This is a genomic window from Catellatospora sp. NPDC049111 (assembly GCF_040648615.1).
Taxonomy (GTDB): domain Bacteria; phylum Actinomycetota; class Actinomycetes; order Mycobacteriales; family Micromonosporaceae; genus Catellatospora; species Catellatospora aurea.
Window position 1 is genome coordinate 168,217 of sequence record NZ_JBEZEB010000012.1, and the last position, 12,988, is coordinate 181,204.

A 12,988-nucleotide genomic window follows, 5' to 3' on the forward strand; every position below is an offset into this window, starting at 1 on the left:
ACCCCGCACGACCGGCACAGACCGGCTGACTGGCAACTGCGAAAGGTGGGCGTGATGTCCCGCGTACTGGTCGTCGAGGACGAGGAGTCGTTCTCGGACGCGCTGTCGTACATGCTGCGCAAGGAAGGCTTCGAGGTGTCCGTCGCGGCCACCGGCACCGCCGCGCTCACCGAGTTCGACCGCACCGGCGCGGACATCGTGCTGCTCGACCTGATGCTGCCGGAGATGTCCGGCACCGAGGTCTGCCGCCAGCTGCGCCAGCGCTCGCACGTGCCGATCATCATGGTCACCGCGCGGGACAGCGAGATCGACAAGGTGGTCGGCCTGGAGATCGGGGCCGACGACTACGTGACCAAGCCGTACTCCCCGCGCGAACTGGTCGCCCGCATCAGGGCGGTGCTGCGCCGGCAGACCACCGACGTGGTCGAGGTGGCGGGCGGCACGCTGGCCGCCGGCCCGGTGCGGATGGACGTCGAGCGGCACGTGGTGACCGTCGACGGCGCGCCGGTGCAGCTGCCGCTGAAGGAGTTCGAGCTGCTGGAGCTGCTGCTGCGCAACGCGGGCCGGGTGCTGACCCGCGGCCAGCTGATCGACCGGGTATGGGGTGCCGACTACGTCGGCGACACCAAGACCCTCGACGTGCACGTGAAGCGGCTGCGCTCGAAGATCGAGCCCGAGCCGTCCACGCCCCGCTACCTCGTCACCGTCCGCGGCCTGGGCTACAAGTTCGAGCCCTAGGCGACCAGACCACTGAACCACCGCCGTCATCCGGAGCGCAGCGCAGGATGACAAAGGCGCCCGCGGTTGCTGGCCGATTAAGGCCGCAGAGCGGGCGCTTTCGTGTTGTTGTCAACCTTCGGCCGTACCGCGTCGTCCTTGGTGGGCGACGAAAGGAGAGCCTGTGCGGTCACGAGACGCGTACGCCGGACTGGCGGACCTGGTCGCCTCGCGCGGCCCGGCCCTGCTGGCCACGGCGACCCTGCTCAGCGGCGGGCGTACCGCCGGAGAGGACCTGCTCCAGGCGGCCCTGGAACGGATGATGCGGGCCTGGCGCCGCATCGACGGCGACCCCGAGGGCTACCTGCGCCGCACCATGTACCACCTGGCCGTGGACAGCTGGCGGCTGCGACTGCGGCGGCGGGAGGTCGTCGCGACGGTCGAGCCGCCCGCGCACTCCGACGGCACCGACCGGCTCGCCCTGCGCCACGCGCTGGTGCAGGCGCTGGCGCAGCTGCCGCCCCGGCAGCGGGCGGTGCTGGTGCTGCGCTACTGGGAGCAGCTCAGCGAGGCCGAGGCCGCGGCGGTGCTCGGCTGCTCGGTCGGCACGGTCAAATCGAGCGCCTCGCGCGGCCTGGCCCGGCTGCGCGAGATCACGGCGGCCTGGGCTCTCGACGAATCCCCACTGCGGATCGGAGCACCTTCATGAACATCTCACTGGAAGACGAGCTGGCGGCCGGGATGCGGGAGCACACCGCCGACCTGCGGCCGAGCCCGGACCTGCTGGACCGGGCGGCCCGCCGCAACCGTCGGCGAACCGCGGGTAGGGCGGTCGGCACCGGCGTGTTCGGCCTGGCGGCCGTGGTGGCGGTCGCGATGACGGCGCTGGGCGGCAGCCCCGCCGCCCCGACCGCCGACCCGGGGCCGCGATCCGCGCCGGAGTTGCTGACCGTCGGCATGGTGTCCGAGCGGGCCGTGGCGGCGCTGGCCGGTGACGACGTGCAGCACATCGTCTCGACCACCACCTACCGCGGCACCACCGAGCACGGCGAGTGGTGGTTCGACCGGACGACCGGGGACTCGCGCATCACCCACCTGTCGGCACCCGGCGGCGCGGCGACGATGGACCTCTGGCAGCTGGTACGCGACGACACGCTCACCATGACGCAGGTCTTCCACCAGGACCGGAGCTTCCTGCGTCTCGACCGGGCGCTGAACGGCGAGCGGCCGGCCGGCCCGGCGGGTGGCACCCCCGAGGAGCTGCGCGCGGCCCTGCGGCGCGGCGACGGCTACACCCTGGTCGGCCCCGTCGACCTGGACGGCCGGGCGGTGCTGCACCTGCGCCTCGATTTCGAGGACGGCTCGGACGAACTGTGGGTGGACGCCGAAACCTACCGGGCGGTCCGCCGGGAGACGGTCAAGCACACCCCTGACGGCGACGCCCTCAACCGGATGGACTTCGCGTGGCAGCCGCGCACCGCGGAGTCGCTGAAGCCGCTGGCGGTGACCATTCCGAGCGGGTACACGCAGCGGGAGCTTCCGCCGGTCGACGGCCCCGTGTAGGCGCGGTCAGGCGCTGCGGGCGCTCAGTAGAGCGCGCGCAGCGCCTGCGCGATCTCGTCGATGTCGCGGAGTTCGCCCGTGCACACCGAGATGACCAGGTCGTACGCCGCGTCCTGGTCGAGGGCGGCGAGGCGGCGGCGGGTCACCGCGCCGTTCACGGTGAGGAAGGCGGTGGCCGTGATCCAGCCGATGCGCTTGTTGCCGTCCACGAAGGGGTGGTTGCGGGTCAGCGACTGGAGCAGGGCCGCCGCCTTCGTCCACAGGTCCGGGTAGGCGTCCGCGCCGAAAACGCTGCTGCGCGGGCGGGCCACCGCCGACTCGACCAGCCCGGGATCGCGTACGGCGACGCCGAGCCGGTCCGCGATCGCCAGCACGTCGGCGTACGTCGGGACGTAGACCTCGCTCACTGGGCGAGCCGGGCGAGCAGGTCGGTGTGCGCAGCGATGATCTCGTCGACGGCCGCGCCGAAGCCCTCCGGGCCGGGCTCGATCTCGTCGACGTCGTCGAGCGCGGCGAGGCGCTCCTCGTGGTCGACCGCGGGCGGGACGGCGGCCTGCCGCCCGCGCAGCTGCTCCTCGCTCATGTCCACTCCTCTGACGCTTATGAATCGAGGTTAGCCGGGCGTGCAATCAGTTTGAGCGGCGTGCGCCGGCGCGCCTCGACGGTGGCGGGGTGCTCGGCGACCAGCCCGCGCTTGTCGCGCTCGGCGCACATCTCGGCCAGCCGGGCGTACGCCTGCTCGCCGACCAGCGCGGTCAGTTCGGGGGCGTAGCTGACGTACATCGGTTCCGTGCCGACGTGCGCGTCCGGTGAGGAGGTGCACCACCAGTGCAGGTCGTGGCCGCCCGCGCCCCAGCCGCGCCGGTCGAACTCGCCGATGACCGATACCAGGATCTTGGTGTCGTCGGGGCGCTTGACCCACTGCTGGTCCCGGCGGACGGGCAGCTGCCAGCACACGTCGGGCTTGTAGGTCAGCGGGTGCACCCCGTCGCGCAGCGCCTGGGCGTGCAGGGCGCAGCCGCCCCCGCCTGGGAAGTCGGCGTCGTTGAGGAAGACGCAGGGGCCCTCCTCGCCGTCGGGGCCGTGCTGGATGGCGGTGCGCCGAGCCGGCTTCTCGTCGTGCAGCTCGTCCAGCTCGGTCCACTTCTCGAAGCCGCGTACGTGGTGCTGCCAGGTGTCCTTGTCCAGGCGCTTGACCGCGGCCTTGACCCGTTTGACGTCGTCGGCGTCGGTGAAGAACGCGCCGTGCGAGCAGCAGCCCTCCTCCTCCCGCCCGGCGATGATGCCCCGGCAGGCGCTGCCGAACACACACGTCCAGCGCGACAGCAGCCAGGTCAGGTCGGCACGGATCAGGTGGGCCGGATCCGCCGGGTCAGCGAACTCGATCCACTCCCGCGGGAAGTCCAGCGAAGTCTCGCCCTCATGGTCCACGATCCCAGCCTACGGCGACGGCGGGCACCGATAACGTAGGCGCATGCGGCTTGGTGTCCTCGATGTCGGATCCAATACAGTTCATCTCCTGGTGGTCGATGCGCACCGCGGTGCGCACCCGTGGCCCGCGCACTCCCAGAAGGAGCGGCTGCGCCTGGCCGAGCAGCTCGGCGAGGCGGGGGAGCTGACCATCGCCGGGGCCGACGCGCTGGTGAAGGCCTGCGAGCAGGCCAAGACCGCGGCCGAGCAGCAGGGCGCGGAGGAGCTGATGGCGTTCGCCACCTCCGCGGTCCGCGATGCCACCAACTCCGCCCAGGTGCTGCGCCGGGTGTACGAGGAGACCGGTGTCGAGCTGCGGGTGCTCTCCGGCGAGGACGAGGCCCGGATGACCTTCCTGGCCGTACGCCGGTGGTTCGGCTGGTCGGCGGGCCGGCTGCTGGTGCTGGACATCGGCGGCGGCTCGCTGGAGATCGCGGCGGGCATCGACGAGGAGCCCACGGTGGCGGTGTCGCTGCCACTGGGCGCGGGCCGGCTGACCCGGCGCTGGCTGCGGGCCGACCCGCCCGGCGCGGCGGAGCTGGCCGCGCTGCAGTCCTACGTGGACGAGCAGCTCATGCACCGGGAACTGGACGGGCTGAAGGGTTGGGAGATCGCCGCGGCGACCTCGAAGACGTTCCGCTCGCTGGCCCGGCTGGCCGGCGCCGCGCCCAGCGGCGACGGGCTCTGGGCCCCTCGCGCGCTCACCCTGCAGGGCCTGCACCAGGTGCGCGGCTTCATCCAGCGCATCCCGTCGGCCGGTCTGGCCGAACTGGACGGAGTCAGCGCCAGCCGCGCCCATCAGCTGCTCGCCGGGGCGGTTGTGGCGGAGGCCGCAATGCGCCGACTGGGCATCGATGAGCTGCGCATCTGCCCCTGGGCATTGCGGGAGGGCGTCATCCTGACGCGCCTGGATCAGCTCTCCGCGGGGTGACCGGGGCTACCCTGGACAACGTGTCCGTTCCCGTGCTCCTGTCCAGCTCGTCCGTCTTTCCCGAGCCCACCGCCGCAGCGTTCGAGCTGGCGGCGTCGCTGGGATACGACGGGGTCGAGGTCATGGTGTGGACCGACGCGGTGAGCCAGGACGCCGGCGCGCTGCGCGGGCTGTCCCGGCACTACGGCGTGCCGGTGCTGTCGATCCACGCGCCCTGCCTGCTGGTCACCCAGCGGGTCTGGAGCAGCGACCCGAAGGAGCGGCTGCGCCGTGCGGTGATCCTGGCCGACACGCTGAGCGCGCCGACGGTCGTGGTGCACCCGCCGTTCACCTGGCAGCGCGACTACGCCCGGGGCTTCGCCGACACGGTGGGCAAGCTGGCGCACCGGCACACCGGGGTGCGCATCGCGGTGGAGAACATGTACCCGGTGCGGATGGGACGCCGCCAGGTCGTGCCGTACCACCCGGGCTGGGATCCGACCGAGGCCGGGTACGACTCGTACACCCTTGATCTGTCGCACTGCGCGGCGTCGCGGTCCGACGCACTGGAGATGGCCGACACGATGGGCCCGGGGCTGGCCCACATCCACCTGGGCGACGGCACCGGCGAGGGCCGGGACGAGCACCTGGTGCCCGGCCGCGGCACCCAGCCGTGCGCGCGGCTGCTGGAAGGGCTGGAGCGGCGCGGGTTCACCGGCTCGGTGGCGATGGAGGTGGCGACCCGCAAGGCCGGCAGCCGCGCCGCCCGCGAGGCCGACCTGGCCGAGGCGTTGGCGTTCGCCCGCACCCACCTGGCCGCCGGCGTCGCCCCCACTCGCTCCTAACCACCCGTCGCTGGTCGCGGCCTACGGCGGTTTGGAAGGTGCCCTTCCTCTACGTATGTGGTTTGCAAGGTGCCCTTCCTTGCATGGCAGAGGGCCGCTCCCCGGAGGGGAGCGGCCCTTGGTGGTGGGGGCGGCGTCAGCCGACCGACGTCAGGCTGGGCTGCTGGGGGACGGTGGGCTTGAGCTGGGCCTTGTGGGCCAGCTCGGTGACCGCGGCCTTCTTGCGGGCGCGGTGGGCCGCCACGTGCGAGCGCGTGGCGCAGCGCTCGGAGCAGAAGCGGCGGCAGTTGTTGGACGAGGTGTCGAGGTAGACGTTGCCGCAGCGGTCGTCGGCGCAGACACCGAACCGGGCGCTGCCGTACTCGCAGAGCCACACGGACAGGCCCCAGACGGCGCCGGCCAGGTATTCGGCGCTGACCGCGGAGCCGCGGCTGGTGACGTGGATGTGCCAGTTCCCGGACTCATGGCCGGAGATGCGGGGGTGCACCGGATGGGCTTCGAGCAGCGAGTTGAGCTCTTCGACGGCCTCGCGTTCGCGGCCGTGCGCGCCGTGTTCGAACACCTCGCGCAGCCGCCGTTGTGCCTTGCGGAACACCTGCAGGTCGCGTTCGGTGGCGTCCTCGCACATCCAGTCCGGCCCCGGCAGGACAGCGCGGAGCTGGCTCAGGTCGTCCAGCGGCGCGTTGACAAGATCAACAGCCGTTCGGGCGTACGCATCGAAGTTCACCCGACAAAGGTAGTGCACCTACGGCGTGCGTGGGGTGTCAACATAGTGGGGTATGAAGCGAGCGTGACCGTCGGTGATCAGACTGGTGCTCTCCCGTAGTCCCAGTCCGGCCGACTCGCCATCGACGATCCACGAACCCAGCACCACGTGGTTGCCCTGGAACGAAGGCAGCGCACGGAACTCCTGGAAGCAGTGGCCGCCGGCGTCGTAGATACCGTCCGTGACCTGCTCGCCTGTGGCAGTGACGATCCGCACATTGGCTCCCTCGCGGCCGAGCAGCGGCTTGGCCACGTACTCGGCCAGGTCCCGCGGGCCGTCCAGGTATGCCGGCAGCAGCAGCTCGTGGTCCGGGTACAGCTCCCAGAGCACGGCCAGCAGCGCCTTGTTCGACAGCAGCAGCTTCCAGGCCGGCTCGATCCACGTCGTCGGGGTGCCCGGGTCCAGCGCGAGCCGCCCGTACGGCTCGGCGACCATCCACTCCCACGGGTACAGCTTGAAGATCGTGCTGATCGGGTCGCCGCCGCTGTCGCGGAAGCGCCGCCCGTCCCAGGCGATGTCGAGCATCGGGGTGACCCGCACGTCCAGCCCGGCCTGGTGCGCGGTGTCGGCCAGGTAGCCGACGGTCATCAGGTCCTCGAACGTCTCCTCCAGGTTCGACCACGCGAAGTGCACCGGGCCCGCGGCGAACTGGGGGCCGAGCCGGCGCCACGCGGCGATCAGGCGCTCGTGCAGGCTGTTCCACTGGTCGGAGTCCGGCCGGGTGTCGGTGAGCCAGAACCACTGGATGATCGCCGCCTCCAGCAGCGACGTGGGCGTGTCCGCGTTGTACTCCAGCATCTTCGGCGGGCCGCTGCCGTCGTACCAGAGGTCGAACCGGCCGTACAGCGTCGGCGGCTGCTCGCGCCACACCCGGCGCACCTCGTCCACGGCCCAGGCCGGGATGCCGAAGTCGGCCCACCGGTCCTGCTCGACGACGTGCTTGGCGGCCGCGAGCGACATCCGGTGCAGCTCCTCGGTCGCCTCCTCCAGCCGGAGCACCTCGTCCAGGGTGAACGAGTAGCAGGCTGACTCGTCCCAGTACGGGGTGGTGGCGCCGTCGTCGAGCTTGGTGTCGGCGTAGAGCATGCCCTGCGCCCGGACCTTCTCCCGCCAGTCCGGGCGCGGTTCGATCTGATGACGCTGCACCGGCGGTCAGCCGCCGCAGGAGGCGAGGTGGGTGCCGAAACCGCCCGAATCGGGCAGCGCCTCGGTGGGGGCGGGGGGCTCGGCCAGCCGGATGCCGGAGCTGCCGGCGGCGAACACGGTCTGCTGGGGGTCGGGCTGACCCCAGCAGTCGTCGTCATCGTCGTCCAGGGCACAGGCCAGGCCGGCGACGAGCAGCACGACCCCACCGATGATCACGGCGGGGGAGCGGAGCGGGTTCGAGTTCACAGCTGAAGTTTGTAGCCGACGCACACAACCCTCCCTTCACCGAGATATCGAGCAGTGTTCTTGTATACAACGGGCAGGAGTCCCGTGAGCCCTTCGGTGCAGGCGGGTTACGCTGCCATCATGCTTCGCTCCGTGATCCTCGCCGCCGCCCGATCCCAGAAGGTGGAACGGCTCGTAGAGACCGCCCCGGTCAGCCGGGACGTCGTCAAGCGTTTCGTCGCCGGCTCCGGAACCGGCGAGGCGCTCGCCGCCACCCGGCAGCTCGCCGACGCCGGCCTCTGCATCACCCTGGACAACCTGGGCGAGGACACCCTCACCGCCGAGCAGGCCAACGCCACCAAGGAGGCGTACCTGGAGCTGCTCGCCGCGCTCGGCCACGCCGGGCTGACCGCACCGAAGGAGGGCGGCGGCGGGGTCACCGTGGCCACCGCCGAGGTCAGCCTGAAGCTGTCCGCACTCGGCCAGGCCTTCGACGAGCAGCTCGCGGAGAAGAACGCCCGCGAGATCTGCGAGGCCGCCGCGGCCCTGGGCACCACGGTCACCCTGGACATGGAGGACCACACCACCACCGACTCGACTTTGGACATCCTGTCCCGGCTGCGCCGCGACCACCCGGGCACCGGCGCGGTGCTGCAGGCGTACCTGCGCCGCACCGAGGGCGACTGCCGGGAGCTGGCCACCGCCGGGTCCCGGGTGCGGTTGTGCAAGGGGGCGTACAAGGAGCCCGAGCACGTCGCTTACCAGGCGCCGCTGGAAGTGGACAAGTCGTACGTGCGGTGCATGAACATCCTCATGGCGGGCGAGGGCTACCCGATGCTGGCCACCCACGACCCCCGCCTGATCGCCATCGCGCAGGACCGGGCCCGCTGGTTCGACCGCGCGCCGGACGAGTTCGAGTTCCAGATGCTGTACGGCATCCGCCCCGAGGAGCAGACCCGTCTGGCCCGCGCCGGGCACACCGTGCGCGTCTACGTGCCCTACGGCACCGAGTGGTACGGCTACCTGATGCGGCGGCTCGCCGAGCGCCCCGCCAACCTCGCCTTCTTCGGACGGGCGCTGATCTCGAAGAAGTGACCGTCCGGCCGAATCACCTCGGCCACTCAGGTGGGTAGCGTCCTCGTCCGTGATCGCCGAGGACGCCGCCCATTCCACCGACGGATCCTCGCCGCCCGTCCCGACCGCACACCTCGTTCCGGCGCAGCGCGCCGAGCCGGATCCGTACCCGGTGTCGTACGCGGTCCCGGGTCCGCAGCCGGTGCCGGGCCCGCCGCCCGGTTTCGGGGCGCCCCACCCGTACCCCACGCTCCACCCGTACCCCACGCTCCACCCGTACCCCACGCTCTGGCCGGATCCGGCGCTGCTGCACCGGCCGCGCCGCCGCTGGGGCCGGGTGATCGCGCTGGTCGCCACGGGCCTGACGCTGGCCTGCGCGACCGCCGGCGGCCTGGCGGTGGTGCTGGTCCCGCCGGTGCTCGACCAGCTCGCCGCGGCGGGCACGCAGACCCCCGGCACCGCGCCCAGCCCGCGGCCGGACGACAAGCTGAGCGTGCGCCAGGCCTGGGTCAAGGAGCGCATCGACGCGGCGCTGACCGTGCAGCGCGAGGCCCTGCTCGCCGGGGACGAGAAGGCCTACCTGTCGGTGGTCGAACCGACCGCCACCGATGCCCTCGACCGGCTGCGGATCCAGTTCCGCTCGCTGCGGGCGATGCAGGTGGCGGCGTGGACCGACCGCGGCTACCAGCCGAGTCCCAGCCCGAACGACGAGTGGCAGGTGCGGCTGAGCAGCACGCCGTGCTTCGTCGTCGCGGTGTGCAACGAGTCCCGGACGCCGTCGTTCATGCGCTGGCGCATCGAGAACGGCCGGGCGGTGCTGCTGTACTGGGAGCCGGGCGACAAGGACGGCGGCGCGCCCTGGCAGACCGACGAGCTGGTCGCGCTGGCAGGTGCGCGCACCGTGGTCGCGACCACCCCGGTCTTCGAACGGGAGCTGCCCATGCTGCTCCGCGAGGCCGAGAAGGCCGCGAAGGTCGCCGACCGGTACGCCGTCGGCACCCCGCCCACCCGCTACCCGGTGTACTACGCGGACAGCCGCGAGTGGGAGCGCTGGTACGGCGGCCACCCGCCGGACTGGGCCGGCGGCGTCGCCATCCCGGTGACGCGCGAGCGCTACGAGCTGGTGCTCAACGGCGCCTACCTGACGCAGGCCGGGCTGGGCGAGCTGATGCGGCACGAGCTGGCGCACGCCTCCTCGCTGGCCGGGGCCGGCGGCGGCTACGGCTCCTGGTGGCTGGTCGAAGGGCTGGCCGAGGAGGCCGGGGCGAACGGGGCCAAGCCTGCGGCGTACCCGGCGATGGCCGAGGTGCGCCGGTTCGTCAAGAAGTGGAACCGCGACATCGAGCTGGCCGCGCCCGGCGAGAAGACCCCGGAGTCGGAGGTGGCGGGCCGTTACGGCGTCGCCTACCTGGCCGTGCACCGCCTGGTCGCCCGGTTCGGGTTCGCCAAGGCGATGGCGTTCTTCAAGTCCGTGCTGCACTTGCGGAAGGAGGTGGCGCTGGCGGCCCCGGAGCAGCTCGGCGTGAGCTGGGCGGCGGTGGAACGGGATCTGGTCGACTACGTGCGGCGCACCGCCCGCTGAGCGGCGGCCCGACGACGTCGAAGGAGGGTGAAACGGGCGCACCGCTTGGATCGCCCATGCCGCTCATACCGGATTCGACTGCCGCGAGCCCTACCCGTCGCCGCAACCCGTTGGTAGCCTCCACGTCCGTGCCCCCCGAGGACGAGACCCCTTCCGCCGGTTGGCCCCCGCCCGCCGATCGACGCTCGCCCGACGAGACCGGCACGGGGGCCGTCGACCCCTGGGCGCGGACCGCTCCCGACCTTCTGCCGCTCGACGATGAGGACCCCACCCCGGCCGCGGTGATCGCGGCCGCGCACTCCGCCGCGCCGCCCGACGACGAGCAGCCGACCGCGCCGCTGGCCGGGTATGCGCCGTCCCCGGTGGAGCCGCCGACCGCGGCCCTGGCCGGGTTCGCGGGGCCTCCGGCAGACCCGCCTACGCTGCCGCACGCCGGATACGCCCAGCAGGCGGCGGCGGACGCGACCTTCGTGCCGCCGCCCGCGCCGATGCCGCCGGCCAGCTACCCGGCACCGGCAGCTCAGGCGCCCACCACGGTTCCCGGATACCCGGCTTCGGCCGCACACGGCGGCCATCCGGCTTCGGCGGTCCCCGCCGCCCACCCGGCTTCGGCGATGCCCGCCGGCTACCCCGCGTCCGGTGCGCCGGGCGGCTACCCGAGCGCCGGTGCGCCGGGCGGCACGCACCCGGTGCCGCCGGTGTCCGGTGTGCCCGGATACCCGGTGTCGGGCGTTCCTGCCGGGTATCCGCAGTTTCCCGCGTCCGGAATGCCGGGCGGTCATCCTGCGGGGTGGCCGCCGCCGCGGCCCCGGCGGCGCTGGGGGCGCGTGCTGGCGTTCGTCGTCGTGGTGCTGGTGGTGGTGTGCCTGGTCGCGGGCGGGCTGGCGGTGCTGGCGTTCCCGTGGCTGAAGGAACGGATCTCCGGCCCGGAACCGACCGGCGCGCCGAGCCCGGGAGCGAACGCCCCGTTCGCCGCCCGCCAGGCGTGGATCAAGGACCGGATCGGGACGGCGCTGACCGAGCAGCACCGGGCGCTGCTGGCCGGTGACGAGGCGGCCTATCTGTCCGTGGTCGATCCGGCCGCGCCGCAGGTGTTGGACGGCATGCGTACGCAGTTCCGGTCGCTGCGCGCGATGCGGGTCGCGGGGTGGACCGACGAGCCGAGCAACCCGACCCCGGTGTCCGCCGACGGCGGCGAGCAGTGGTCGACCGAGCTGCGCGGCACTCCCTGCTTCGTGACGCCGACCTGCGCGAAGGCCGGCGCGAAGGCGCAGACCCGGTGGCGGATCCGGGACGGGCGGGCCTGGCTGTTCGAGTGGCAGCCGGTCGCCACCCAGCCGTCACCGCACCCGTGGCAGGTCGCGGAGCTGGTCGCCGACGCGGGGGAGCGCACCGTCGTCGCGACCACGCCGGACTTCGCGGGCAAGCTGCCCGAGCTGCTGGCCGAGGCGGAGAAGGCGGCAAAGGTCGCCGACCGGTTCGCCCGTACGGGCGCCACGCCGTCGCGGTACGTCGTCTACTACGCGGGGCCGCAGGAGTGGCGGCGCTGGTTCACCTGGAATCCCGGGGACACCGTGTCCGGGGTGGCGCTGCGGGTGAGCGTGGAGCGCTGGGAGCTGATGCTCTACGACGACAACATCACGCCGGAGGTGCTGGGCGGGGTGCTGCGCCACGAGCTGACCCACGCGGCGTCGCTGGCCGGCCCGTTCAAGGACAGCGACACCATGTGGTGGCTGCACGAGGGCCTGGCCGAGTACGCCCTGATGGACGGGGCCCGGGTGCGCGACTACCTGCGGATGCCCGCCATCCGGCAGTTCGTCGCGGACGGCTGGAACGGCGACATCGAGTTCAAGGACCCGCCCAAGGGCACCAAGGGCTGGATCGTCTCCGCCCGGTACGGCGTGAGCGCGCTGGCCGTGCGGCACATGGCCGAGCGGTTCGGCGAGGCCCGGCTGGTCGAGTTCTTCCACCGGGTGGTCCACGACGGCGTGACGGTGCCCGTGGCGGCGCGGGAGACGCTGGGCGTGGAGTGGGCCGCCCTGGAGCGCGACTGCGCCGCCTTCGTCCGGGACAGCGTGCGCTGATCATGCCCTGATCAGCCCGATCTTGGGGAAAGGCTCGCATCGGTAACAACCGTCCCGGTACCGTACTCAATACACAGGAATTTGCGTTCGCGACCTCTACCGCGACCGCGACCCGCCGCCCCGCGGCGCGGCCTGTACCGGAGGAGGTGGGCCTGCTCATGATCGGATCGACACGACAGGACGCACGGCTGGCGGAGGTCAGATTCCTCACCGTCGCCGAGGTGGCGACCCTGATGCGGGTGTCGAAGATGACGGTCTACCGCCTGGTTCACTCGGGGGAGTTGTCCGCCGTCCGGGTGGGGCGCTCGTTCCGGGTCCCTGAGCAGGCGGTTCAGGAGTACCTGCGGGGCGCTTTCTCGGAGCAGTAGGTATCGCGGCTCACCCTGACGGTGCCCCCTGGCAGCGGGCTCGCGGCTGCTCGGCTACCCTGAACGGGTTCCACCACCGTCAACTTCGAGGGGATGCCGTATGGGCTCCGTGGTCAAGAAGCGCCGCAAGCGTATGGCGAAGAAGAAGCACCGCAAGCTGCTGCGCAAGACCCGCGTCCAGCGTCGCCGTCTCGGCAAGTGAGGCTCGCGCCCGGCGCTGAGCTGACCGTCCGATCCG

General features: G+C 72.4%; 16 protein-coding genes. 10 read left to right on the plus strand and 6 right to left on the minus strand.

Annotated features, from left to right (window positions below; translation table 11 throughout):
• The first annotated feature begins 54 nt into the window (after positions 1 to 54).
• The 3 genes from AB0B66_RS19475 (at position 55) to AB0B66_RS19485 (ending at position 2,280) form a co-directional block, all read left to right on the plus strand.
• Positions 55 to 738, plus strand: coding sequence for a response regulator transcription factor (locus AB0B66_RS19475; RefSeq protein ID WP_120317276.1), 684 nt, complete (start codon positions 55 to 57; stop codon positions 736 to 738).
• A gap of 163 nt (positions 739 to 901) precedes the next feature.
• Entirely contained in the window at positions 902 to 1,426 is a 525-nt protein-coding gene (locus tag AB0B66_RS19480) for a SigE family RNA polymerase sigma factor (RefSeq protein ID WP_360531254.1), read from the plus strand.
• On the plus strand, positions 1,423 to 2,280 hold the full coding sequence (locus AB0B66_RS19485) for a hypothetical protein (RefSeq protein ID WP_360531257.1): 858 nt from the start codon (positions 1,423 to 1,425) through the stop codon (positions 2,278 to 2,280). The genes AB0B66_RS19480 and AB0B66_RS19485 overlap by 4 nt, the downstream gene beginning before the upstream one ends.
• Positions 2,281 to 2,303: 23 nt before the next feature.
• Here the strand turns inward: AB0B66_RS19485 and AB0B66_RS19490 are convergent, their stop codons facing one another.
• The 3 genes from AB0B66_RS19490 to AB0B66_RS19500 are packed head-to-tail and all read right to left on the minus strand — an operon-like array spanning position 2,304 to position 3,711.
• Positions 2,304 to 2,687 (minus strand): Fic family protein, encoded by a 384-nt coding sequence (locus AB0B66_RS19490; RefSeq protein ID WP_360531260.1) that lies wholly within the window; start codon positions 2,685 to 2,687, stop codon positions 2,304 to 2,306.
• Positions 2,684 to 2,863: a hypothetical protein gene (locus AB0B66_RS19495; RefSeq protein ID WP_360531263.1), complete on the minus strand. Its 180-nt coding sequence runs from the start codon at positions 2,861 to 2,863 to the stop codon at positions 2,684 to 2,686. Before AB0B66_RS19495 ends, AB0B66_RS19490 begins: the two co-directional genes overlap by 4 nt.
• A gap of 17 nt (positions 2,864 to 2,880) precedes the next feature.
• Positions 2,881 to 3,711: a hypothetical protein gene (locus AB0B66_RS19500; protein WP_360531266.1), complete on the minus strand. Its 831-nt coding sequence runs from the start codon at positions 3,709 to 3,711 to the stop codon at positions 2,881 to 2,883.
• Positions 3,712 to 3,754: 43 nt separating this feature from the next.
• On the opposite strand from AB0B66_RS19500, the gene AB0B66_RS19505 reads away from it, so the two are divergent.
• Together AB0B66_RS19505 and AB0B66_RS19510 are read left to right on the plus strand one after the other, a co-directional pair.
• Entirely contained in the window at positions 3,755 to 4,681 is a 927-nt protein-coding gene (locus AB0B66_RS19505) for a Ppx/GppA phosphatase family protein (RefSeq protein ID WP_360531269.1), read from the plus strand.
• 20 nt (positions 4,682 to 4,701) lie between these two features.
• Positions 4,702 to 5,505 (plus strand): sugar phosphate isomerase/epimerase, encoded by an 804-nt coding sequence (locus AB0B66_RS19510; RefSeq protein WP_360531272.1) that lies wholly within the window; start codon positions 4,702 to 4,704, stop codon positions 5,503 to 5,505.
• 136 nt (positions 5,506 to 5,641) lie between these two features.
• Here AB0B66_RS19510 and AB0B66_RS19515 read toward each other — a convergent pair whose 3' ends face one another.
• The 3 genes from AB0B66_RS19515 to AB0B66_RS19525 are packed head-to-tail and all read right to left on the minus strand — an operon-like array spanning position 5,642 to position 7,663.
• On the minus strand, positions 5,642 to 6,232 hold the full coding sequence (locus AB0B66_RS19515) for a CGNR zinc finger domain-containing protein (protein ID WP_360531275.1): 591 nt from the start codon (positions 6,230 to 6,232) through the stop codon (positions 5,642 to 5,644).
• 18 nt (positions 6,233 to 6,250) lie between these two features.
• Positions 6,251 to 7,417, minus strand: a complete 1,167-nt coding sequence (locus AB0B66_RS19520) for a glutathionylspermidine synthase family protein (protein ID WP_360531278.1) — start codon at positions 7,415 to 7,417, stop codon at positions 6,251 to 6,253.
• Positions 7,418 to 7,423: 6 nt separating this feature from the next.
• A complete protein-coding gene (locus tag AB0B66_RS19525; RefSeq protein ID WP_230687110.1) occupies positions 7,424 to 7,663 on the minus strand; it encodes a hypothetical protein in 240 nt (79 codons plus the stop codon).
• Between the two features lie 120 nt (positions 7,664 to 7,783).
• Here AB0B66_RS19525 and AB0B66_RS19530 point away from each other — a divergent pair, with 120 nt between their 5' ends.
• The 5 genes from AB0B66_RS19530 to AB0B66_RS19550 all read left to right on the plus strand — a co-directional run bounded on the left by AB0B66_RS19530 (position 7,784) and on the right by AB0B66_RS19550 (position 12,952).
• Entirely contained in the window at positions 7,784 to 8,737 is a 954-nt protein-coding gene (locus tag AB0B66_RS19530; RefSeq protein WP_360531282.1) for a proline dehydrogenase family protein, read from the plus strand.
• A 49-nt stretch (positions 8,738 to 8,786) separates the two neighbouring features.
• Positions 8,787 to 10,298, plus strand: coding sequence for a hypothetical protein (locus AB0B66_RS19535; RefSeq protein WP_360531285.1), 1,512 nt, complete (start codon positions 8,787 to 8,789; stop codon positions 10,296 to 10,298).
• A gap of 128 nt (positions 10,299 to 10,426) precedes the next feature.
• A complete protein-coding gene (locus AB0B66_RS19540; protein WP_360531288.1) occupies positions 10,427 to 12,382 on the plus strand; it encodes a hypothetical protein in 1,956 nt (651 codons plus the stop codon).
• A 158-nt stretch (positions 12,383 to 12,540) separates the two neighbouring features.
• On the plus strand, positions 12,541 to 12,750 hold the full coding sequence (locus AB0B66_RS19545; protein ID WP_120321539.1) for a helix-turn-helix domain-containing protein: 210 nt from the start codon (positions 12,541 to 12,543) through the stop codon (positions 12,748 to 12,750).
• Between the two features lie 100 nt (positions 12,751 to 12,850).
• Positions 12,851 to 12,952: an AURKAIP1/COX24 domain-containing protein gene (locus tag AB0B66_RS19550; RefSeq protein WP_007465623.1), complete on the plus strand. Its 102-nt coding sequence runs from the start codon at positions 12,851 to 12,853 to the stop codon at positions 12,950 to 12,952.
• Positions 12,953 to 12,988 lie beyond the last annotated feature (36 nt).

Excerpts from the sequence above, each read along its gene's own strand:
- AB0B66_RS19495 (WP_360531263.1), bottom strand. The coding sequence starts at position 2,863 with ATGAGCGAGGAGCAGCTGCGCGGGCGGCAGGCCGCCGTCCCGCCCGCG.
- AB0B66_RS19545 (WP_120321539.1), top strand. The coding sequence starts at position 12,541 with ATGATCGGATCGACACGACAGGACGCACGGCTGGCGGAGGTCAGATTC.
- AB0B66_RS19550 (WP_007465623.1), top strand. The coding sequence starts at position 12,851 with ATGGGCTCCGTGGTCAAGAAGCGCCGCAAGCGTATGGCGAAGAAGAAG.
- AB0B66_RS19505 (WP_360531269.1), top strand. The coding sequence starts at position 3,755 with ATGCGGCTTGGTGTCCTCGATGTCGGATCCAATACAGTTCATCTCCTG.
- AB0B66_RS19475 (WP_120317276.1), top strand. The coding sequence starts at position 55 with ATGTCCCGCGTACTGGTCGTCGAGGACGAGGAGTCGTTCTCGGACGCG.
- AB0B66_RS19530 (WP_360531282.1), top strand. The coding sequence starts at position 7,784 with ATGCTTCGCTCCGTGATCCTCGCCGCCGCCCGATCCCAGAAGGTGGAA.
- AB0B66_RS19485 (WP_360531257.1), top strand. The coding sequence starts at position 1,423 with ATGAACATCTCACTGGAAGACGAGCTGGCGGCCGGGATGCGGGAGCAC.